The sequence below is a fragment of the Herbaspirillum autotrophicum genome, from assembly GCF_001189915.1.
Classification (GTDB): Bacteria; Pseudomonadota; Gammaproteobacteria; order Burkholderiales; family Burkholderiaceae_D; genus Herbaspirillum; species Herbaspirillum autotrophicum.
Genome location: NZ_LFLS01000050.1, coordinates 1 through 23105 on the forward strand (window position 1 = coordinate 1; position 23105 = coordinate 23105).

At 58.2% G+C, this 23105-nt stretch carries 14 protein-coding genes and 1 pseudogene; 11 read left to right on the forward strand and 4 right to left on the reverse strand.

Annotation, left to right across the window (positions count from 1 at the left end):
• Positions 1–653: pseudogene (locus tag AKL27_RS25140) on the forward strand (dihydroxy-acid dehydratase); the annotation flags it as partial.
• 196 nt (positions 654–849) lie between these two features.
• Positions 850–1167 (forward strand): c-type cytochrome, encoded by a 318-nt coding sequence (locus AKL27_RS25145; RefSeq protein WP_050465638.1) that lies wholly within the window; start codon positions 850–852, stop codon positions 1165–1167.
• A 188-nt stretch (positions 1168–1355) separates the two neighbouring features.
• Here the strand turns inward: AKL27_RS25145 and AKL27_RS25150 are convergent, their stop codons facing one another.
• Complete coding sequence (locus tag AKL27_RS25150; protein ID WP_050465654.1) at positions 1356–2498, reverse strand: branched-chain amino acid ABC transporter substrate-binding protein; 1143 nt, start codon at positions 2496–2498, stop codon at positions 1356–1358.
• Positions 2499–2697: 199 nt separating this feature from the next.
• Here AKL27_RS25150 and AKL27_RS25155 point away from each other — a divergent pair, with 199 nt between their 5' ends.
• From AKL27_RS25155 to rpiA, 3 genes are all read left to right on the forward strand, one after another.
• Positions 2698–3207, forward strand: coding sequence for an Lrp/AsnC family transcriptional regulator (locus AKL27_RS25155; protein ID WP_050465639.1), 510 nt, complete (start codon positions 2698–2700; stop codon positions 3205–3207).
• Between the two features lie 236 nt (positions 3208–3443).
• Complete coding sequence (locus tag AKL27_RS25160; RefSeq protein ID WP_050465640.1) at positions 3444–5207, forward strand: cation:proton antiporter; 1764 nt, start codon at positions 3444–3446, stop codon at positions 5205–5207.
• A 21-nt stretch (positions 5208–5228) separates the two neighbouring features.
• Entirely contained in the window at positions 5229–5900 is a 672-nt protein-coding gene (gene rpiA, locus AKL27_RS25165; protein ID WP_050465641.1) for a ribose-5-phosphate isomerase RpiA, read from the forward strand.
• A 122-nt stretch (positions 5901–6022) separates the two neighbouring features.
• Here rpiA and AKL27_RS25170 read toward each other — a convergent pair whose 3' ends face one another.
• The 3 genes from AKL27_RS25170 to argA form a co-directional block, all read right to left on the reverse strand.
• Positions 6023–8752: a M16 family metallopeptidase gene (locus tag AKL27_RS25170; protein ID WP_050465642.1), complete on the reverse strand. Its 2730-nt coding sequence runs from the start codon at positions 8750–8752 to the stop codon at positions 6023–6025.
• Between the two features lie 172 nt (positions 8753–8924).
• Complete coding sequence (locus AKL27_RS25175; RefSeq protein ID WP_050465643.1) at positions 8925–9197, reverse strand: oxidative damage protection protein; 273 nt, start codon at positions 9195–9197, stop codon at positions 8925–8927.
• 102 nt (positions 9198–9299) lie between these two features.
• On the reverse strand, positions 9300–10610 hold the full coding sequence (argA, locus tag AKL27_RS25180; protein ID WP_050465655.1) for an amino-acid N-acetyltransferase: 1311 nt from the start codon (positions 10608–10610) through the stop codon (positions 9300–9302).
• A 252-nt stretch (positions 10611–10862) separates the two neighbouring features.
• Between argA and AKL27_RS25185 the strand changes: the two genes are divergently transcribed.
• The 6 genes from AKL27_RS25185 (at position 10863) to dcd (ending at position 22986) form a co-directional block, all read left to right on the forward strand.
• The gene (locus AKL27_RS25185; protein ID WP_050465644.1) at positions 10863–13775 is read left to right on the forward strand and encodes a xanthine dehydrogenase family protein molybdopterin-binding subunit; all 2913 of its coding nucleotides are present in this window, start codon (positions 10863–10865) and stop codon (positions 13773–13775) included.
• Positions 13772–14323 carry a (2Fe-2S)-binding protein gene (locus tag AKL27_RS25190; RefSeq protein ID WP_050465645.1) on the forward strand — a complete coding sequence of 184 codons (552 nt, stop codon included), beginning with the start codon at positions 13772–13774 and terminating at the stop codon, positions 14321–14323. The genes AKL27_RS25185 and AKL27_RS25190 overlap by 4 nt, the downstream gene beginning before the upstream one ends.
• A complete protein-coding gene (locus tag AKL27_RS25195; RefSeq protein WP_050465646.1) occupies positions 14323–15600 on the forward strand; it encodes a cytochrome c in 1278 nt (425 codons plus the stop codon). Before AKL27_RS25190 ends, AKL27_RS25195 begins: the two co-directional genes overlap by 1 nt.
• Positions 15601–16053: 453 nt before the next feature.
• A complete protein-coding gene (locus tag AKL27_RS25205; protein ID WP_050465648.1) occupies positions 16054–18141 on the forward strand; it encodes a TonB-dependent siderophore receptor in 2088 nt (695 codons plus the stop codon).
• A 109-nt stretch (positions 18142–18250) separates the two neighbouring features.
• Positions 18251–22219 carry an ATP-dependent RNA helicase HrpA gene (gene hrpA / locus AKL27_RS25210; protein WP_050465649.1) on the forward strand — a complete coding sequence of 1323 codons (3969 nt, stop codon included), beginning with the start codon at positions 18251–18253 and terminating at the stop codon, positions 22217–22219.
• A 200-nt stretch (positions 22220–22419) separates the two neighbouring features.
• On the forward strand, positions 22420–22986 hold the full coding sequence (gene dcd, locus AKL27_RS25215; protein WP_050465650.1) for a dCTP deaminase: 567 nt from the start codon (positions 22420–22422) through the stop codon (positions 22984–22986).
• The last annotated feature ends 119 nt before the right edge of the window (positions 22987–23105 follow it).

Below are 23105 nucleotides of genomic sequence, written 5' to 3' on the forward strand. Positions count from 1 at the left end.
ACTGCATCACTATTACCGGCCGCACGCTGGCAGAAGAACTGGCCGCGATTCCTGATCTGCGCGCCGACCAGGATGTGATTCTGCCGATTGACAAGGCGCTCTACAAGCAAGGCCATCTGGCCATCCTCAAAGGCAATCTGGCACCGGAAGGTTGCGTGGCCAAGATTACCGGCCTGAAAAATCCGGTCATCACTGGTCCGGCGCGCGTGTTTGAAGATGAATACACCGCTATGGATGCGATTCTGGCCGACCAGATCAAACCGGGCGATGTGCTGGTGATGCGCTACCTGGGACCGAAGGGCGGACCCGGCATGCCGGAAATGCTGGCGCCGACCTCGGCCCTGATCGGCAAGGGGCTGGGCGAGTCGGTCGGCTTGATTACCGATGGCCGTTTCTCGGGTGGCACCTGGGGCATGGTGGTAGGACACGTGGCACCGGAAGCTTTTGTCGGCGGCGTCATTGCGTTGGTCAAGGAAGGGGATTCGGTCACCATCGACGCCCATCAGCAATTGATTCAACTGAATGTGGCGGACGAAGAAATTGCCCGTCGCCGCACCGAATGGAAACAACCGGCACCGCGTTACACGCGTGGCGTTCTGGCCAAATACGCGGCCCTGGCCTCGACTGCCAGCAAGGGCGCTGTCACCGGTTGAGCCTGAATACAGGTAGCCGGACATGAAAAAGCCGGAGCAATCCGGCTTTTTTATCGGCCGCGTTCGCTGCGGTAGTTGGCAATCATTCTCATCCCTGTTTTTTTACTGTCAGATGACATAAGCCATATATGCCGCCAGCAATATTGCCAGCAACGAAAACGGCGGTAGAATACGCAAACTTCTGAGGAGAACTACAGTGAAACAATCCCTATTTATCGTATCCGTGTTGCTGGCCGCAGGCGTGTCCGCTCCCGCTTTCGCTGATGCCGGTGGTGATCTGGCCAAGGCCAAGAATTGCATGGCCTGTCACGCGGTTGCCAACAAGGTGGTCGGTCCTGGTTTCAAGGATGTGGCAAAAAAATATGCCGGTCAAAAAGATGCTGAAGACAAGCTGACCCAAAAGGTATTGAAGGGTGGTTCCGGCGTATGGGGCGCGATCCCGATGCCGGCCAACGCCCAGGTCAGCGAAGCGGAAGCACGCACGCTGGTGAAATGGGTGTTGTCGCAGAAATAAGGCAATTGGCGGGCGGCATGCGTGCTGCCATGGTCTGACTGCTGGTAACGGAAGGCGCTCATCGGAGCGCCTTTTTTTGCGTCTGCAATGCGGGGCCTTGCCGGCCGTCGACGGACGAAAAAAAACGCCCGGCAATGCGGGCGTTCTCTCTGCACTTCAGACCGGCAGGACGCCGGCCGTCAGCACAATTACTTGACCACTTCCAGCAGCGTGCGCTGGCCACCCTTGTAGGTGTACAGCGTCAGCGAACCGTCCTTGATATCGCCCTTGGCATCAAATGCGATCATGCCGGTCACACCCTTGTGATGGGCCTTGGCCAGTTCAGGCAGATACTTGGCCGGGCTGGCGGAACCCGCCTTTTGCATGGCTTCGACCACGGTCATGGTGGCGTCGTAGGCATAAGCAGCGTTATACACGACGTCGATGCCGTATTTCTTCTTGTAGGCAGCGCGGAAATCGTCCATGCCCTTCTTGCCGGACGCATCCACACCACCGGCTTCGGCGCACACCACCTGATCATCGATCAGGCCATCGCCTGCCAGACCTGGCAGCGAGCCGGTACAGACGCCGTCACCACCCATGAACTTGGCGCTGATGCCGAGCTGTTTCATCTGACGCAGCATCGGGCCGCCGACCGCATCCATGCCACCGAAGAAAATCACATCCGGTTTTTTCGATTTGATCGACGTCAGAATCGCATTGAAGTCAGTTGCTTTGTCGTTGGTGAACTGCGTACCGACGATGGTGGCGCCCGAGCTCTTGGCGCCCTTGGCGAATTCTTCTGCCACGCCTTGACCATAGGCGGTACGGTCATCAATCACCGCAACGTTCTTGGTCTTCATGTTCTTGACTGCGTATTTACCCAGCACGGCCCCGAGTTGCGCATCGTTGGCCACCACGCGGAAGGCAGTCTTGAAGCCTTGCTGGGTGTACTTCGGATTGGTCGCCGAAGGCGATACCTGCGGGATGCCGGCGTCGTTATAAATCTTCGAGGCCGGGATCGTGGTGCCGGAGTTCAGATGGCCGATAACTGCCGCGACTTTGGTGTCGACCAGTTTGGTTGCTACAGCGGTGGCTTGTTTCGGGTCGGAAGCGTCGTCTTCTCCGACCAGTTCGAGTTTGACCTTCTTGCCGCCGATGGAAACGCCTTTGGCGTTGAGTTCATCGATGGCCATGCGGGCGCCGTTTTCGTTATCCTTGCCCATGTGGGCATTCGGGCCGGAGAGGGGGCCAACGTGGGCAATCTTGACGACTTCTTGTGAATACGCTGCGCTGGCAAACATCAGCGCAATCGCGCCGCTCAATGGAATAATTGTGCTCTTGAGTTTCATAAATTCCCTCTGTAGATTGAAATAAACCACACTTGCTGTAACACTGAACCCGAAATGCACATTCAGACAGAACCTGGCGGCGCCGGAACGACGTAGCGCCTTCAATTCGATTTCCGAATAATGCAGACGGTACAACATAAGAATCGCCTTGCAAAGAGCTTTCGAGTTCTTCCCTCAAAAAATACAATGACTTTTTATCATGGCGCCCAAATACCATACGCTGGACAAGGTGGATCGCAAATTGCTCAATCTGTTGCAGCGGGATAATCAGATTCCGACCCGCGTGCTGGCAGAGAAATTGCATATATCCCAACCCACCTGCCTGCGCCGGATCAGGGAATTGCGGGAGGCCGGCATCATCAGCGCCGAAGTTGCGATGGTCGATCCGTTCGCGCTCGGCTATGGCATGCTGGCGTTTCTGGAGATTTCGCTGAATAACCAGTCGGACGAGCACATGCAGGAATTCGAGCAGCGCATGGGCAAAGAGGTCGAAGTGATGCAGTGCTATTTCGTCTCGGGCGAGTACGATTACTTCCTGGCGGTGCATGTGATCGACATGGACGCCTATTACCAGTTCGTGCGCCGGGTCATTTCCGGGTCGGGCAATGTGCGGCATTTCCAGTCACGGTTTCCGATGAAACGGGCCAAATTCGCCACCCGCATCGTATTCGACGAGAAGGCGGCGGAAATTCAGGTCAAGGTACCCTGAGGCTTGCCGGACCGGGCCGGCGCCTGATCCGGCGCGGCTGCAACCGCTCAGCCGCGCTTTGTTGCGGTGCAATGGATGCACTGAAGTTGCGCGCCATCACGGTTTTTTGCTTGCCGCCATGGCATGGCAGCCGTACTTTTCACCGCCGCAGCTACCAGCAAAACAGCAGTTAGGCGCGTCAGTCTGTAATAATGGCGTCTTGTTTGCGCACCAATCAGAAAAAAGGACCCCCCGCTATGCATGCTGTTGAGTTGTTTATCCAGGATCTGGCCGTGATCATGCTGATCGCCGGCGTCGTCACAGTTGTTTTCAATCGTTTCAAACAACCAGTGGTTCTGGGTTACATCGTCGCCGGCGTGATCATCGGACCGCATACCCCGCCGTTCAACATGATTCAGGATGAAAAGACGGTCCACATCCTGTCCGAACTGGGGGTCATCTTTCTGCTGTTTTCGCTGGGACTGGAGTTCAGTCTCAAGAAGCTGGCCAAGGTCGGCGCCACGGCGGTAGTCGCCGCGGTCTGCGAAATTCTGCTGATGCTGTGGATCGGCTACGAAATCGGTCTCTATTTCGGCTGGAAGACCATGGATGCGATATTCCTTGGTGCCATGCTGGCAGTGTCTTCCACCACCATCATTGTCAAAGCGCTCAATGAACTGGGCATGAAGCAGGAAAAATTCGCCCAGATCATTTTCGGTATCCTGATTGTGGAAGACATTCTCGCCATCGGCATGATTGCGCTGCTGTCCGGTATCGCTACCAGCGGCTCGGTCGATTCCGGCGATGTGTTCAACACCGTCGGCAAGCTGGTGTTGTTCATGATCGTCTCGCTGGTGGTCGGCATTCTGATCGTGCCGCGCCTGCTCAGTTATGTGGCGCGCTTCAAAAGCAATGAAATGCTGCTGGTGACGGTACTCGGCATTCTGTTCGGGTTCTGCCTGCTGGTCATGAAGCTGGAGTACAGCGTGGCGCTCGGCGCGTTCCTGGTCGGTGCAGTGATGGCAGAATCGCGGCAGATTCACCGGATCGAACGCTTGATCGAACCGGTGCGTGACATGTTCAGCGCCATCTTTTTCGTCGCCATCGGCTTGCTGTTTGATCCGACCGTGCTGGCCAAATACTGGCAACCGATTCTGATCATCACGCTGGCGGTGGTATTCGGCAAGCTCATCAGTTGCGGCTTCGGTACATTCTTGTCGGGCCACGGCGGTCGCACGCCGATGCGCGTCGGCATGGGGCTGGCACAGATCGGCGAATTTTCATTCATCATTGCCGCGCTTGGCGTCAGTCTGAAAGTGACCAGCGAATTCCTGTACCCGATCGTGGTGGCAGTATCGGCCATCACCGCCTTGCTGACACCGTACCTGATCAAGGCCGCCGATCCGTTGTCAGCCAAGGCGGTATCGATCGTGCCAAAGAAAGTCGCCGGTGTTTTCGGCATGTATTCAAGCTGGCTGGAAAGCTTGCAACCACAAGGGGATAAAGCGGAACTGACCAAGATCATCCGCCGCATCCTGTTGCAGGTGCTGATCAATCTGGCGCTGGTCGTGGCGATTTTCCTGAGTGGCTCGTTCTTTGTCGATGGTATCAGCGCGCAGATCGCCGGCTGGATTCCTGATGCGCAGATTCAGAAGGCAGTCATCTGGGGCGCGGCACTGGTCTTGTCGCTGCCATTCCTGATTGCCACGTATCGCAAGTTGCAGGCACTCGCCATGTTGCTGGCCGAAGTCAGCGTCAATCCGGAGTTCGCCGGCGCCTACACCTCGGGCGTACGGCGTGTGATTTCGGAAGTGATCCCGGTGATGGCGATTGTCGGCATCATGCTGCTGATCTTCGTGCTCAGTGCCAGCATCTTGCCGCCGCTGAACCTGCTGATGTTCGTGTTGCTGGGCGCAGCCGGTTTGTTGTGGCTGCTGTGGAGCCGCTTCGTGAAACTGCATTCGCGCCTGCAAATCGCCTTGTTTGAAACGCTCGACGAAGCGCCGGAAGAAACCCATTAATTTTTCAATCTATCAATCATCATGACTCAAGACGAACTGAAACAAGCAGTGGCCCGTGCCGCCATCGAATATGTAGTGGACGGTGAAATTGTCGGTGTCGGCACCGGCTCGACCGCCAATTTCTTCATCGATGAACTGGGCAAGATCAAGCACCGCATCAAGGGCGCGGTAGCGTCATCGGAAGTGACCGCCGAGCGTTTGCGCGGTCATGGCATCACGGTGTTCGATCTCAATGAAGTCGACAGCATGCCGGTGTATATCGACGGCGCCGACGAAATCACGCCGCAAGGCGCGATGATCAAGGGCGGCGGTGCAGCGCTGACACGCGAAAAGATCGTGGCATCGGTGGCGCAGAAATTCATCTGTATCGCCGACGGTTCCAAACTGGTCGATGTGCTGGGCAAGTTCCCGCTGCCGGTGGAAGTGATCCCGATGGCGCAAAGCGTGGTGGCGCGCAAGCTGGCCTCACTCGGTTGCGAAGCTCGGCTGCGTCTGAAAGACGGCAAGCCGCTGGTGACCGACAACGGTTGCTACATCATCGACGTCATTGGTCTGGCGATTACCGACCCGGTGGCGCTGGAAGCATCGATCAACAATATCGTCGGCGTAGTCACGGTTGGCTTGTTTGCACGTCAGGGCGCAAACGTCTGTTTGCTCGGTACTGCCGATGGCGTGAAGAAACTGGAATTCTGAGGCCTGCAATATTGATTGCCGGCGACGGCAATCAACCGGTGCGGCATGAACCGCGCAGCAATAAAAAAGGGACGCCTCGGCGTCCCTTTTTTTACGGCATGTCGCCGTGCTTGCTTACTGCCTTACTTTGCGGCCGCCTTGTTGGCGTCACGTGCAATCACGACACTCAAACGCTTCGGATCGAACGCCTTGCGCAATGCAGTGTTGACTTGCTCCGGTGTCAGCGCCGCGATCTTGTCGTCGATTTCCTGTTGCCAGGCATAGCTGCGATCCAGATTCATCAATGCCGCCCAACCACTGCTGAGATTGCCATCCTGCGCCCGGCCTTGGTTGCGTTGTTGCAAGATGCCGGATTTGGCGGCATCGAGTTCTTCGCGGCTGAAGCCGTCACGTACCGCGCGCGCCAGTTCTTCCTTGACGGCGGCATCCACCTTGTCGAGATTTTGCGGCGCTGCAATCGCTTGCACGCTGAAACGTGCGGCGTTGCTGATGGCGCCGACATTAAACGATGAGCTGATGCCATACGACAAGCCTTCCTTTTGCCGTACCCGGTCCGCCAGGCGCGACTTCAGACCGCCGCCGCCCAGCATGTAATTGGCCACCACCAGCGCCGGGTAATCAGGATCGGTATCGCGCAGCGACAGATTCATGCGCGCCATGTAGACCCCGTTTTCCTTGTCCGGCGTATTGATCAATTCACGCTTGGGCGCAATATCGACATACTCGTTCAACACGCGCTGATAAGGTGCCGCGCTTTTCCAGTTGGCGAATTCGGTTTGGATCACACCGGTCACCGCCGTTGGATCGAAATCGCCGACGATTGCCAGTTCACCTTGCGACGCGCCATAAAAGCCGCGATAAAAGTCTTTGACGCCGTCGAGCGTGACTGCTTTCATTTCCGCCAGTTGCTGATCAGTGCTGCTGGCAGCACGCCAGTCGCCTTGCGGATAGTGATTGAAGTGCAGCGCCATGGCTTCGCCGGCACGCGACGACGGATCGTTGCGTGACGCTTCCATCGATGCCAGCGTCTCTTGTTGCAGCTGAGTGAAATCGGCGGCGTCGAAGCGCGGATTTTTCAGAATGTCTGCCACCAGTTGCAAAGCCTTGGGCAGATTGTCGCGGGTAGTCTGGAAACCATAGATATTGCCGCTGATCTTGAGTTTCGAAAATTCATCGCTGAGCTGGCCGCGAGTCAGGCTGGTGGTGCCGCGCCCCAGCATGCCGGAAGTCATGGCCGATACCGAACGTTTGCCGAACAGTGTCTTTTCATCACCCCAGTGCAATTGCAGACGTACCGACACCGTATCGCCGCGGGTCTTCTTGGGCAGCAATGCAACTTTGAGGCCGCCGATCTGCGTCAGTTGCGTGCGGCGGTCAATATTGGCCGGCGCCGGATCGAAGGCTTCGCCGGCATCGACTGCCAGGCGCGGCGTATAAGCCGACAGAATGCTGTTGAGGCTTGGCGCCGCCGGCACCTCGGTGCGCTGCGGCTGTTCTTCGGGGATGAACATGCCGACGGTGCGATTGTCGCGGCGGAAATATTTTTTGGCGGCATCGGCAACCTGTTGCGCAGTGACCTTGTCGGCCTCGTCGCGGTCGACAAACAGCAAGCGCCAGTCACCGAGGGCGATGGCATTGGACAGCGTGACGCCGACTCGTTGCGGATCGTTCATCAGTTTTTCGAAACCATTGGCATTGCTGCGTCGCACGCGCTCGATCTGTTCGGCGCTCGGCAGGGTGGCGCCGAACGATTCGATGGCGGCAATCAAGGCATCGCGCACCGGTTCCAGCGGCTCACCTTTCTTGACCACGGCACCGATGATTTGCAGGCCCGGCGAATAACCGCTCAACTGACCATTCATGACTGCGATGGCTTTACCGCTTTCCACCAGTTGCTTGTGCAAGATGCCGTGTGGCGTGTCGGCCAGAATCGAACCGGCAAAGGCCAGTGCATTGGCATCCGGATGCAGCGAACTTGGCATCTTGTAGGCCACCGAAATGAACTGGATGTCACCGGAACGGCGCACGGTGAAAGTGCGTTCACCATCCTGAGTCGGTTCCACGGTCCAGAAATCAGGCAGTTTGCGGGTCGGTTTCGGCATGCTGCCGAAGCTTTGATTGACCCATTGCAATGCCTTGTCCTGATCGAATTTGCCAGCGATCAGCAAGACCGCATTGTCGGGCTGATAGTAGGTGCGATAGAAGGCTTGCAGGTTTTCAATCTTGACGTGTTCGATATCGCTGCGGTTGCCGATGGTTGGCTTGCCATAGCTGTGCCAGTCATATGCGACACCTTGCATGCGTTTGTACATGACGCCGGTGGGGGAATTTTCGCCGCTTTCAAATTCATTGCGGACCACGGTCATTTCCGTGTCCAGATCTTTTTGCGCGATATTCGAATGCAGCATGCGGTCTGCTTCCATGGCAATCGCCCATTGCAGATTGTCATCGCTGGCCTGGAAGAATTCGTAATAGTTGGTACGATCCAGCGCGGTGGTGCCGTTGATTTGCATGCCGCGTTTATTGAATTCCTGCGGGATTGCCGGATAGCGCGGCGTGCCCTTGAACATCAAATGTTCCAGCAAATGCGCCATGCCGGTTTCGCCATAATTTTCGTGGCTGGAACCGACCCGGTAAGTCATGTTGACAGTCACTGTCGGTTTGGAATTGTCCGGCAACAGCAGCAGCTTGAAGCCATTGGCAAAGCGATATTCGGTGATGCCTTCGGCCGTCGGGCCGAGCGTCACGCCGCGCGGCAGGGTGACAGCGCTCGCGCCGTTTGCCGCCAGTCCGATGACACCGGCCAGCAACCCTGCGATCAGGGGGTTGGGCCAAATAGAGATACGTAACATAATCCTCCGGAAAATAGAGTCAGATAATTGTCGGCTGGGGGGAAACCTGGCTGAATGCAAGGCGAAACAAACGCCGCTGCATCTTGGGCAAGATAGCGGCAGCGCTTGTCAGGCGGGGGTATTTCGGATTGATGGGTAATGCAGACGGGGGGATGAGAATCCGGCCGCCGTCTTACTCTGTTGGCGGCACGTAGCCGACCGCGGCGTCGGCGCCATCGCCGAAGAAGTGTTTTTCCATCTGCTGCGCCAGATATTTGCGGGCACGTGCATCGGCCAGCATCAGACGGTTTTCATTGACCAGCATGGTTTGATGCTTGAGCCAGGCGGCCCAGGCTTCTTTCGAAACACTTTCGTAAATGCGCTTGCCCAGTTCGCCCGGATACGGCGGGAAGTCCAGACCTTCGGCTTCCTTGTTGAGCTTGATGCAGTGGATCATGCGTGCCATGTTGATTCCTTGTTCGAGTTGATTGATGTCGTGTGCATGGACATCAGGACGTGCCGCGCATGCGGGTCAGCGGTTGAGCGAACGCACGTCCTGACGGTGTCATTACAGGTTCTTGATCAGTACCAGCGACTTGCGCTGCCAGTTGTACATATGTTGCCGGTCCTTCGGCAAGTCGTCGACGGTGGCCGGGACGAAGCCGCGCCGCAGAAACCAGTGCGAAGTGCGGGTAGTCAGCACGAACAGCCGGGTCAGGCCGGATTCGCGGGCGCGCGCTTCGATGTGCTTGAGAATCCGCTCGCCGTCGCCTTGTGCCTGCACTTCAGGATTGACTGTCAGGCATGCCATTTCGCCCATCCGTTCCTTGGGGAACGGATACAGCGCGGCGCAGCCGAAGATGACGTTATCGTGTTCGATCACCGAGAAGTAATGGATTTCGCGTTCGATCAGTTCGCGGCCGCGTTTGACCAGCGTGCCGTCAGCTTCCAGCGGCTCGATCAGTTTCAGGATGCCGCCGACGTCTTCAATCGTCGCTTCGCGCAGGCTTTCCAGATTTTCGTAGGTAATCATGGTGCCGATACCGTCATGCGTGAACAGCTCAAGCAAGACCGAGCCATCGGTGGCAAACGGCACGATGTGGGCGCGCGAGACGCCGGCGTTACAGGCCTTGATGGTGCTCTTCAGATAGAACGCCGAGTCGGGCGGCAGGAAGTTGGCGCTCAGCACCGCTTCGGCCTGATGCGACGACAATTCCCGGATGTCGGTGCCGCCGGCGTCATGCATGAGGCCGGTCTCGGTCAGGAAAATCAGTTTTTCGGCACGCAGCGCAATCGCTGCCGACACCGCCACATCTTCCATGGCCAGATTGAATGCTTCACCGGTCGGTGAGAAACCCAGCGGCGACAACAGCACGATACCGCCGGCATTGAGAATCGGCTGGATCGCGTCGGCGGCAATTTTACGCACGATGCCGGTCAGTTGCAGGTCAGCGCCATCGATCACGCCCATTGGCCGGGCGGTGACGAAATTGCCGGAAATGACGCGGATGGCGGCATGCGCCATCGGTGTATTGGGCAAGCCCTGACTGAAGGCGGCTTCGATATCGAGCCGCAGTTCGCCGGCGGCTTCCTTGGCGCATTCCAGGGCGGCGGTGTCGGTAATGCGCAAGCCGTTATGGAAACGGGCCTCGACATTACGCAGCGCCAGTTGTTCTTCTACTTGCGGGCGTGAACCATGCACCACCACAATGCGGATGCCCAGTGCATGCAATAGTGACAAGTCTTGTGCCAGCACCGGCAGGTCGCCGGCAGTGACCAGTTCGCCCGGAAAAGCGACCACGAAGGTCTTCCCGCGAAAGGCGTGAACATAGGGCGCGACCGAGCGCAGCCAGGCGACGAAATCTGTGTGGTTTTCCATGATGCGCATTATATACAGTACCGCCGCGTCTGTTATGCGGCAGGTGCATTCGCCATGGCCGGCGACGACATGTCGGGGGCACAGCAATACTTGCAAACCATTTCATGAATGAGGGCTAGGCAATATGCCGTGGGGAATATAGAGTATTGCTGCGGGAGCAGGCTTTCATGCCCGAAATCGGTGACACTGACAAACTAGTGTCATTCTGATATTCCCGTGTGGAAACACCCATCTGCTTTACAGGAGAGTTCCATGCACCAGCCCGATCTTTCGCGTCGCGGTTTTCTTAAGGTGAGCGTGATCGCCGGCGTCTCGGTTTATGTGGCGCCGCTCGGCGGCAAAGCCTTCGCTGCCTTGTTCGAAGAAAAAATTCTGACGCCGGTACAGTGGGACAGCAAAACCGGCAGCGCCAAATTCCGTATCGATGGTGTCGCCAAAGTCAGCGGCGACAAAATATTTGCCCGCGACGTCCGCGCCCGCGACATGCCGCACTGGCCGCCACAGCAAGCACATGCCTTCGTGTTGCGCTCCAGCAAGGCTGATCGTCTGTTTCAGGGCATCGATCTGAGCGCGCTCGGCGCCGATCTGCAACCTGACCGCCTGGTCATGGCCGAGGATCTGGCGCGCGATGGTGTCGCCTTCCCGGCGTTCTACGGTGACGACATGTTGCTGCCGGTGGGAAAAACTCCGGCCTATCTCGGTCACGCAGTGGCGATCCTGATCTACAAGGACTTTGCCCGTTTCCGTTTTGCCAAAGACAAACTGAAGTTCCAGGACGCCGCCGTCAAGTACGGCGACGTCACCGGTCCGCTCGAACGCGATCCGTGGGGTACCTTCCGCTTTGTACGGATCGGTGGCGCCACCGCATTTGACGACGATGTCTTTTCCAGTCTCAAGGATGCGCCGGTATTTCCGAGCATGATGCGCAAGCATCAGCCGGTATGGCCGGACGGTATCGAGCACGGCAAGCTCGGCGAGCAGGGCATGTTCCGTGCTGCCGCGATACGCCAGGAAATGGATAAGCCGCCGGCCGACTGGCTGGTACTGGAGCGCGATTACAGCACGCAATCGGTGGATACCGCGGCACTCGAACCGGACAATGCCAATTGCTGGTACGACCCTGCCGCGCAAGCCTTGCATATGGTGGTGCCGACGCAATCGCCGATGGAAGTGGTCGAGAGCGCGCTGGAAATGATGAAGAAGAGCCGCATGCCGCTGCAGAAGTTGTTTTTGCATCCGTGCTATACCGTCGGCTACGGTTCCAAGGATCACTACAATTTTCCGTTTTACGGCTTGATGACGGCGTTGTACGCGGATGGCCTGCCGGTGCGACTCGCCAATGACCGTTACGAACAATTTCAGACCTCGATCAAGCGTCACGCATTCAAGATGCATTACCGCATTGCGGTGGATCGCAACAGCGGCATGCTGCAATCTTTCATCGGCGAATTCGAAGCCAATGGCGGCGGCCGTTGCAATTTCTCGCCATCGGTAGCGATGGTGGGGGCGACGGCGGCGCAATCGATTTACTATTTCCCCAAAAATGATCTGGCGGCAGTGGCGATTGCCACGCGTGCCATCGATGCCGGCTCGGCGCGCGGTTATGGCACGCTGCAAAGTATGGCCGCAACCGAAATGATGATGGATGAATTCGCCGAAAAGCTGGGTATCGATGCGATTGAATTCCGGCTGCGCAATGCGCTCACGTCAGGCATGAAAAATACCCAGGGTGCCATTCCGGCGGGCGCGATCCGGGTCGATGAAGTCTTGCGCAAGGCGGCCAAACATTCGTTGTGGCTCAACCGCAATAAGCAAAAAGCCGAGTTCGAAGCGCGCCATCCGGGGCAGCGTTACGGCGTCGGCTTTGCCTGTGTGCAAAAGGATTTCGGCACCGGCGCCGAAGCCTCGTTTGCCAAAGTAGAGATCGGTGCTGACGGTGTGATTCGCCTGCAACACAGTGGTGCGGAAATCGGTACCGGCATGTCGACCTCGCAAGCACTGGCCTGTGCTTACTGGCTCGGCAAGCCGGCGCATACCGTTGAGACTTCGATTACCGACTGGAGCGATTTGCCGGTAACCGCCAGCGGCGATCCTTACATCATGAGCCAGGCCGAGCAAGACCAGCTGGCGCTCAATCCGCGCTGGTCACCGTCCTATGCCTCGCCATCAAGCGCCACCAATTCCGCATTCTATTTCACGCACAGCACCCGCGAAGCGGCCCGCGTCGTGTTCCGCCACGGCTTGTGGCCGGCGGCGATGGCGATCTGGTCGCAGGGCATCGGTGGCGGTCAGGCCGCGCCGCTGGTGGTGCGGGTAGAAGATGCGCGCTGGGTCGATGGCAAATTGTCGGCGGCCGGCTTGCAGCCGCTGCCGCTGGAACAACTGGCGCAAAAAGCCCACGAAATGAAATTGGTGACGGGGGCGGTGGTGCACGTCTTCAATCGCTGGCAATGGACCGAAGCCGAATTCGATATCGGCGGTGCTCCGGTGCGTTTGCCGCTCGATGGTTTATCCTTGCGCTTCGGCGATGGCAGCGTCGCGGCACCGGAAGCGGCAACAGCGGTGGCAGCGCCGGTTGCGGCGCCGGCAGCGGCCAAAGGCCGTGGCAAAGCACCGGTGGCAGCGACCGTCAAATCTGCGCTGACGACCGCTGGCGGTTACAACGTGCTGGACCGCCGCCGCGTATTCATTCCGCCGACCCAGCGCAACAATGCCAGTGTCACGTATTACAGCGCCGTGGGTACGCTGGTGGAATTGTCGGTATCGGAAGCCAGTGGCAAGGTTGAATTGCTGAGCCATCATTCGATTGTGGAATGCGGCAATCAGATTTCGCCACAACTGGTATCCGGCCAATTGCAGGGGGGACTGGCAATGGGCATCGGTCACGCCTTGCATGAATTTTTGCCACTATATGAAGGCGGTCCGGGTGATGGCACCTGGAATTTCAATCGCTACCATTTACCGCGCGCCGAAGATGTCGCGGTATGGAAGCAAACCGGCGAAGTGTTGCCGCCGCTGACCGATACCGACCCACCCAAGGGCATCGCCGAAGTCGTGATGATTCCGGTGGTCGGCGCCGTGGTCAATGGCATCGCGCATGCCATCGGCCATCGCTTCCGCGACTTGCCGGTTACCCCGCAAAAAATTCAGGAGGCACTGGCATGAGTATCCCGACCCAGCCCATTACACTGACCGTCAATGGCAAGGCCACCGGCCCGGTGCAGGTACCGGAAGGCTTGATGATGATCGATTTCCTGCACGAGTATCTGGGCCTGACCGGCTCTCGCCTCGGTTGCGGGCAGGGCGTGTGTCACGCCTGCGTGGTGATTGTCGACAAGCCCGACGGCAGCAGCGAAGAAGTGCGTACCTGCATCACCGGTACCAATTTTTTCAAGGATAAGAAAGTACGCACGATTGAAGGTCATGCCCAGCGCAATGAAAAGGGCGAGGTCGTGGCGTTGTCGCCGATCCAGCAGAAATTCCTTGAACATTACAGTTTCCAATGCGGCTATTGCACGCCCGGCTTCGTCAATGCCGCCACCGTGTTGCTGGAAAATCTGAAGCGCCAGCCAATTGCGCGCGCGCAGCTGGAGTCGACCATTACTGCCGGCCTCAACGACCACATTTGCCGCTGCACCGGTTATGTCCGTTATTTCGAAGCGGTCAAGGAAGTGGTCTTGCAAACACCGGGTTTGCTCAAGGAGGGCAAGTGATGCTTACCTTCGTGCATGCACCACGTCTGATGGCCGCAGCGCTGACGGCAGCGACCTTGTTGCTGGCCGGTTGCGGCGACACCGTGGCGCCGGTCAATCCGAGCGCAACCGGTGTGCCCAAAACCATGGCCAGCGCCGATCAGATCACGCGTGGTCGTTATCTGACCAAGGCTGCCGATTGCGCTGCCTGCCATACCGCAACCAATGGCGCACCATTTGCCGGTGGCGTCGAACTGGCTTCACCGTTCGGCAAGTTTTACGGCACCAACATCACGCCCGATAAAGATGTCGGCATCGGCAAATGGAGCGCCGACGACTTCTATCGCGCGCTGCATGATGGCGTGACGCCGAGCCGCCATCTCTATCCATCCATGCCGTACACCTCGTACCGCAGCATGACGCGCGCGGACAGCGATGCGATCTACGCCTACCTGATGCGGCAAAAGCCGGCCAAGGTTGCCAATCGCGAACCGGAACTCAAGTTCCCTTACAACATGCGCTTTGGCGTGCGTTTCTGGAACATGGTATTTCTGACCGACGGCTTGCCGGATGCCTCGCAGGGACAATCCGAGAGCTGGCAGCGCGGCCGCTATCTGTCGAATGCGATGGGCCATTGCGCCGAATGTCATACGCCGCGCAATCTGCCGGGCCAATTGAGCCGGGCGCGGCCGTTGCAAGGCGCGGCGCTGGGACGTGTGGCGGCGCCGGATATCACTCCCGCCGGGCTGGCAGCGCGCGGCTGGAACAGTGATGACCTGCAAAGTTTTCTCAGTACCGGCATGGCGCCGCAAGGCTCCGCCTATGGCGAAATGTTCCCGGTGGTCCATCTGAGTACGCAATATCTGACCAAGGACGATACCGCCGCCATCACCACTTATCTGCTCGGAGATACCGCGCCGGCGCCGAAGCCTTTGCCGGCACCGATGCCTGCTGCCGACAGCGCCAAACTGGACGGCGGGCGTCAGGTCTATCTGGCGGTCTGCGCCGGCTGTCATGGTCGTGCCGGTGAAGGCAAGCCGCACGTGGCGGTATCAATGAACGGCAATTCGACCGTGCGCAATGCCGATCCGCACAACCTGATCGTGTCGATGCTGGACGGCATCGAAGCGCAGCGTTTTCCCGGCACCGAAAGCATGCAGAAAATGCCGGGCTTCGCCGCCACGCTCAGCGACAGCGAATTGTCGCAACTGTCCAATTACTTGCGCGCGACATGGGGCGGCCAGGCTGCCGACGTGACCGAAGAGCAGGTACGCAAACTGCGCGCAGCGGCACATTAAGGGCGCTCAGGAATGACGGGGATGGCTGCTGACGGCGACTGTTCTCGTCATTGCTTTTATTCGCAATCGAACTATTTCTGCAATTTCCGAATTTCTCTCCCAACAAATTGACGCGTATTTTCACTTCGCAGATACTTGCTTCGCCGCGTTCATGCAGGGCTTCGATCTCCGGTCGTTTGCCGGTTTGCTGAGCGCGGTCTTGTCCAGTCTCTGCCAGCCATATCGCCAGTAGCGTGGAATCGGTCACGACGATAGCTGTCTGAAAGTTTTCCTCATTTCGTCACGTGGCGCGTCTTCGCATCGCTGAGAAATGATTCTTCATTTTCTGCCAACAGCATCGGACGATATCGATCGACTGGCATGCCGTCCCGTACATGTGCGAAATACCTTTCGGTATCGGCCCGTGTCACGGCATGCAGCCGTTGCCGGCTGCGTTTTATTGGCAGGAAAATCATGTTGAAATTATCATTTCAGGCGCTCGCTGCGGCCGCCTGCGGGGGCTGCTTTGCGTCTGCCTCGTGCGCCCAGTCAGGTACGGATACGGCATTGCCGGATGTACATGCGGTCGAGCAGAGCGAAACCCGGGGTTATCTCGGGCGGCGTGCCAGCAATACGATGAAGTCGGATGCTGCGCTCAACGAAACGCCGCGCTCGGTGACCGTGCTCACGCGCGAACTGCTCGACGCCCAGCAAGTCACCACCGTCAGCGAAGCCTTGCGCAATGTACCGGGGGTGGTGGCCGGTACTTACGGCCGGCGCGGCTGGGACGATTATCTGATCCGGGGCCAGGATGCGCGGGCCTCGATTCTGGTCGATGGCTTGCCGGTCGGCCATTACTGGCTGGCGCAGGAGCCGTTCGGCTATGAGCGCATCGATGTCCTCAAGGGCAGCGCCTCCGGCCTGTATGGCGCCATACAGGCGGGCGGCGCAGTCAACATGGTCAGCAAGCGACCCCGCGCCGAGACGTTTGCCGAACTGGGCGTTACTTACGGCAGCAACCACTTCAAACAACTGACGCTGGATACCGGACGGCCACTGGACGGCAAGGCGGCGTGGCGACTCAATGCGCTGCTGCTGGATCGCGGCGACCCGACCCGCTTCGTGTATGAAAAACATTACTGGATTGCACCGTCGCTGACACTCGACCTTGGCGCCCATACGGATTTCACGCTGCTGTTCAGTCACAATCAGCGCGACTATCTGCGGCAGCAGGGCATATCGCCATATGGCTCGGTACTGCCCAATCGCAATGGGCACATGGCCGACGATTTTTTCTCCGGCGAACCCGGTTTGCAGCAACCATACAGCGGCAATCAGTCGCGCCTCGGTTATGAGCTGGAACATCGTTTTCATCCCGACTGGAAACTGATTCAGCATTTTCGCGTCCAGCACACCGATGTGGCGGGGACGGGGATCTTCCTCGACAAGCTCGGGAGCGACAAGCGCACGCAGGAGCGCAGCGGCCGCAAGCAGAACTTCGACATGTTCATTGCCACGCTCGATACGGCGCTGGCGCATACGTTTGAGGCAGGCGGCAAGCATAGTACGCGGTTTGGTGTTCAACTCGATTATCGGCGTGACGCCAATATCTACCGCGATTGCACGGTAAAGCCGATTGACCTGTTCAAGCCGGTGTATGGAAAACCCATCGTTTGCAATGACAAACTGAGGGAAGCGAAGACCGTCTACACCAGCGCCGCCGGGTTTTATCTGCTCGACGAATACCGTATCAACGAGCGCTTGCTGATATCCGGTGCGCTGCGTCACGACCAGGTCAGCATGCGCACGACAGACCAGTTGAAAGACGATCCCGAAGTGCAGCGTGATCAGGCCACCAGCGGCAGTGTCGGCCTTAGCTATGCGGCGGGCAAGGGGTGGACGCCGTATATATCATATGCGACCTCGTTCTCGCCAAATTCAGGGATGACCAGTGGCGGGCAAATGTTGCAACCGGAGACCGGCAAGCAATATGAAGCCGGCATCAAATGGCTCAGCACCGACCAGCGCAGCAGCGTCAATCTGGCGTGGTACCAGCTCACGCGCAACAATGTCGGCGCCAAGGATCCGCTGGCGCCGGGTTACAAAAAACAGGTCGGCGAACAACGCAGTCACGGTATCGAACTGGAGCTGGCAGCGGAACTGCGCAAGAACTGGCACCTCAAGGCCGGCTATGCCAACACCATCGCCACCATCGTCAATGACGTCAATCGCAGCAACATCGGCAAATCACTCGATGACGTTCCGCGTCACAGCGCCAGCCTGTGGACCAGCTACCGCATGCACGGCGGAGCGCTGAACGGTCTGGAACTGGCCGGCGGTGCCCGTTTCGAATCGGCCAAGCGCGGTAGCAGCTACAGCTACGTGGTGCCGGCCTATACGGTATTTGATGCGGCTGTGACGTATGTCGCCGGTGCTTACAAAATGGCGCTCAACATCAAGAATCTGACCGACAAGCGCTATTACCCCGGCGGCATCAACGACAGCGCCTTGCCGACAGGCGATCCGCGCACGCTGATGCTGAATCTGACCCGTTACTTCTAGGTTCGCCGCCGGCACCGGACGCAAGCCGCAAACACCCGCCCGGCGGCGGGTGAATCGGGGGGAAGTCGCGCGCTAAGCCGCGAACTAAGTCGGTATAATGCCAGACCTTATGTCTGCAACTCATTCTCCCCGGCCACCCCGGCCCAAGTCCGTCGCCGAAACGACAGCGCGTCCCGCGACGGCCCGTCCTGCGCCGGTGCGCAATCCGTTGCCGGTCATCACCTTTCCCGAGGAATTGCCGGTTTCCGGCCGCCGTCAGGAAATCGCCGATGCCTTGCGCGCCAATCAGGTCATTATCGTCAGCGGTGAAACCGGCTCCGGCAAGACCACGCAATTGCCGAAAATCTGCCTGCAACTGGGACGTGGCGAATTCGGCCTGATCGGTCACACCCAGCCACGGCGTATTGCCGCGTCGTCGACCGCCAAGCGTATTGCACAGGAATTGGGAACGCCGGCCGGCGAACACGTCGGCTACAAGGTGCGTTTCAACGATACCCTGAGCAAGGGTGCCTGGATCAAGCTGATGACCGACGGTATCTTGCTGGCCGAAACCCAGACGGATCCCTTGCTGCGTCAGTACGACACCATCATCATCGATGAAGCGCATGAACGCAGTCTGAACATCGATTTCCTGCTCGGCTACCTCAAGCAGTTGTTGCCGAAACGGCCCGACCTCAAAGTCATTATCACTTCCGCCACCATCGATGCCGAACGTTTCGCGCGTCATTTCGGCAAGGAAGTGAAGGGCGAATTGCAACCGGCGCCGGTGATCGAAGTCTCGGGCCGCTTGTATCCGGTCGACGTGCGCTACCGGCCGGTCGACAATGCCGACCGCAGCGGCGTGACGAATCCGGCCAAGCCTGCCGGCGCTGCGCCAGGTCCGGCTTCATCGCATGCCCAGGCACAACGTGAACAGCGCGATTTAATGGAAGCCGTGGTCGATGCCGTGGATGAACTGGCGCGTATCGGCTCCGGTGACATTTTGGTATTTTTGCCGGGCGAGCGCGAAATCCGCGACACCGCCGAAGCCTTGCGCAAGCATCATCCACCGCATGTCGAAATCCTGCCGTTGTTTGCGCGCCTTTCGGCGCAAGAGCAGGAACGGGTTTTCAAGATTTCCAATGCACGCCGCATCGTGCTGGCCACCAACGTCGCCGAAACTTCGCTGACGGTGCCGGGTATCCGTTATGTGGTGGATGCCGGTCTGGCGCGCGTCAAGCGTTACAGTTATCGCAACAAGGTCGAACAGTTGCAGATCGAGCCGGTGGCGCAATCGGCGGCCAATCAGCGTGCCGGACGTTGCGGCCGGGTCGCGGCCGGGGTGTGCATTCGCCTGTACGACGAGCAGGATTATCTGCAGCGGCCCAAGTTCACGGAACCGGAAATCCTGCGCTCATCGCTGGCGGCGGTCATCTTGCGGATGAAATCGCTGCATTTGGCCGACGTCGAAACCTTTCCGTTTATCGAACCGCCGCAAGGGCGCGCTATCGCCGACGGTTACCAGTTGTTGCAAGAACTGGGGGCGGTCGATGACAGCAACAAACTGACGCCGCTGGGTCGCCAGTTGGCCAAGTTGCCGCTCGATCCGCGCGTCGGCCGCATGATTCTGGCGGGCCGCGAAAGCGCCTGTCTGAGCGAATTGCTGATCATTGCTTCGGCCTTGTCGGTGCAAGATCCGCGTGACCGGCCGATGGAAGCGCAAGCGGCGGCAGATAACGCGCACAAGAAATTCGCCGATGAAAAATCCGAATTTCTGAGTTATCTGAAAATATGGAAATGGTTTGAAGAAGCCATCGCCCACAAAAAATCCAACCGGCAATTGCAGGATCATTGCCGCGCCAGTTTCCTGTCGCAATTGCGTTTGCGCGAATGGCGCGATGTGCATTCGCAATTGTTGACTATCGTGCGCGAGCAAGGCTGGCATCTGAATGAAGCCGCCGCCACTTACGAACAATTGCATACGGCCTTGCTGACCGGCTTGCTCGGCAACGTCGGTTTCAAGGCCGACGACGATCCGCATTATCTCGGCGCGCGCGGCATCAAGTTCCATATCTGGCCTGGTTCGCATTTGCTCAAGAAGGCTGGTAAATGGGTGGTGGCGGCCGAGCTGGTGGATACTTCGCGTCTGTATGCGCGCAGCGTGGCGCAGATTCAGCCGGAATGGCTGGAACGTGTCGGCGCGCATTTGCTGAAAAAATCCTGGGGCGAGCCGCGCTGGGAAAAACGTACCGCGCAAGTGTCGGCATCGGAACGCGCAACCCTTTACGGGTTGGTGGTGTACAGCCAGCGTCGGATCAACTTCGGTTACATCAATCCGAAAGAAGCGCGCGAAATTTTCATTCGCGACGCACTGGTCGGGGGTGATTTTGACACCCGCGCGCCATTCTTTGCGCACAACCAGAAGCTGGTGCGCGAGATTGAAAACCTGGAACACAAATCGCGTCGTCTCGATGTGCTGGTTGACGATGAACTGATCGCTGCGTTTTACGACAAGCTGATTCCGGCGGATGTCTGCAACGGCATCAGTTTCGAAAAATGGCACAAGGATGTGACCGCCGCCAATCCGAAATTGCTGTACCTGAGCCGCGACGATCTGATGCGCCACGAAGCCGCCGGCGTCACCACCGATCTGTTCCCCAAGACCATGACGGTAGCCGGTCTGGACATGGCCTTGTCTTACCATTTCGAACCGGGCACGCCGCGCGATGGCGTGACGCTGACCGTGCCGCTGTATGCCTTGAATCAAGTCTCGGAGCAGCGCTGTGAATGGCTGGTGCCGGGCATGCTCAAGGAAAAGGTGCATTTGCTGCTGAAGTCCTTGCCGCAGAAATTGCGTCGGCATTGCGTGCCGTTGCCGGAGTATGCGGCCGGCTTCTGCGAGCGCATGCAGCAAGGTCATTTGTTCGGCAAAGGCAATTTGCTGGAAGCACTGATTGCCGATATCCGCGAGCAAATCACGATCATGCCCAAGCTCAGCGATTTCAAGCAAGAGACATTGCCCGCGCATCACGCGATGAATTTCAAGATTGTCGACGAGCATGGCCGGCAACTGGAAATGGGGCGCAACCTCGGCAGCCTGCAAGCCGAGTTCGGCGGTCAGGCGCGCGAGCAATTCCAGAAACTGGCGGAGCAGGTTGCGATTGCACCGGGCGAGCCGTCGACGGCAGCGCCGGCCAACGGTTCCCGGCCAAAAACGACGATCGCCACGACTGCTGCCGTCAGTGTCAGCGAATATGCCAATCTGACGGCGTGGACCTTTGGTGAATTGCCGGAACTGCTGGAGATTCAGCGCGGCAAGCAGACATTGATCGGTTTCCCGGCGCTGGTGGACCAGAAAACCCATTGCGATCTGGAAGTGTTCGACGATCCGTCGGATGCCGCGCGTCAGCATTTTGCCGGCATGCGGCGTCTGTTCGCGCTGCAATTGAAAGAGCAGTTGAAGTATCAGGAAAAGAATATTCCCGGCCTGCAACAAATGGGCATGCAATTTTTACCGCTTGGTTCGCAGGAAGAATTGCGCGACCAGATTCTGGCTGCCGGCCTGGAGCGTGCCTTCATGCAGACGCCGTTGCCGAAGAATGCCGAAGAATTCAATCTGCGCAAAGAGCAGGGCAAGGCCAGGTTCGGTTTGCTGGTCAATGAGATCGCCCGTCTGGCTGGTCTGATTCTGGCCGAATATCACGTATTGCCGAAAAAGCTGCAAGGCGCCAAGGCGCATGCGCCGGCGCTGGCGGATATGCAGGCGCAATTGCAGCAACTGGTCAGCAAGCGTTTCGTGGCCGACAATGATTACGAGCATTTGATGCATTTCCCGCGCTATCTCAAGGCGCTCAACGTCAGGCTGGATAAATTGCGGGCCGACCCGGCGCGTGACAGCCGCCTGATGGCCGAGTGGCTGCAGGTAGCATTGCCGTGGCAACGGGCACACAAGGAACGTGGCGGTAACGACGGCAAGATGAAGGAATTCCGCTGGCTGCTGGAAGAATTGCGGGTGTCGCTGTTTGCGCAAGAGTTGCGTACGCCGATGCCGGTGTCGGTCAAGCGTCTGCAAAAAGTATGGGAAACCATGCAGCGTTGAGACGGACACACTGTGCCAGCCATGATGTTGCTACAATGCAAACATCGGCGGCGCGGCCGAAATCCGGGGCAGGTCCCCGGAAATCAAGGCTAGCCCGGCTTTTAGCGTAAAATTGCGCGATATTTCATCCGTGTATATACGCTGCCACTGTGCGTAGCTATTTTCGTAGTTTATTTGCAACCCCTTTTCCACAGAAAACAATGACGATCAAATCCGACAAATGGATCCGCCGGATGGCGCAGGAGCAGGGCATGATTGAGCCGTTCGAACCGGGCCAGGTGCGCGAAGAGAACGGCAACAAGATCGTGTCCTATGGCACCTCTTCGTATGGCTACGATATCCGTTGCGCCAACGAATTCAAGATCTTCACCAATATCAATTCGACGATTGTCGATCCCAAGAATTTCGATGAAAAATCATTTGTCGATTTCAAGGGCGATGTCTGCATCATCCCGCCCAATTCCTTTGCGCTGGCGCGCACGGTGGAATACTTCCGTATTCCGCGCAGCGTATTGACGATCTGCCTCGGCAAGTCAACCTACGCGCGTTGCGGCATCATCGTCAACGTGACGCCGTTCGAACCGGAATGGGAAGGCTATGTGACATTGGAGTTCTCCAATACGACACCGCTGCCGGCCAAGATTTATGCCGGCGAAGGTTGCGCCCAGGTCTTGTTCTTCGAGAGCGATGAAATCTGCGAAGTCTCCTACAAGGATCGCGGCGGCAAGTATCAGGGCCAGCACGGTGTGACACTGCCGCGCGCCTGATGCACGAAGTCGGACCGCAGCAATCGTGACGGCTCAGATCGGTTTTCCGGTCCGGGCCGTTTTGTTTTGTCCGCCGCTTTCCTGCTGGAGCTGCCCGCACGCGCACGTGGTCTGCGCGT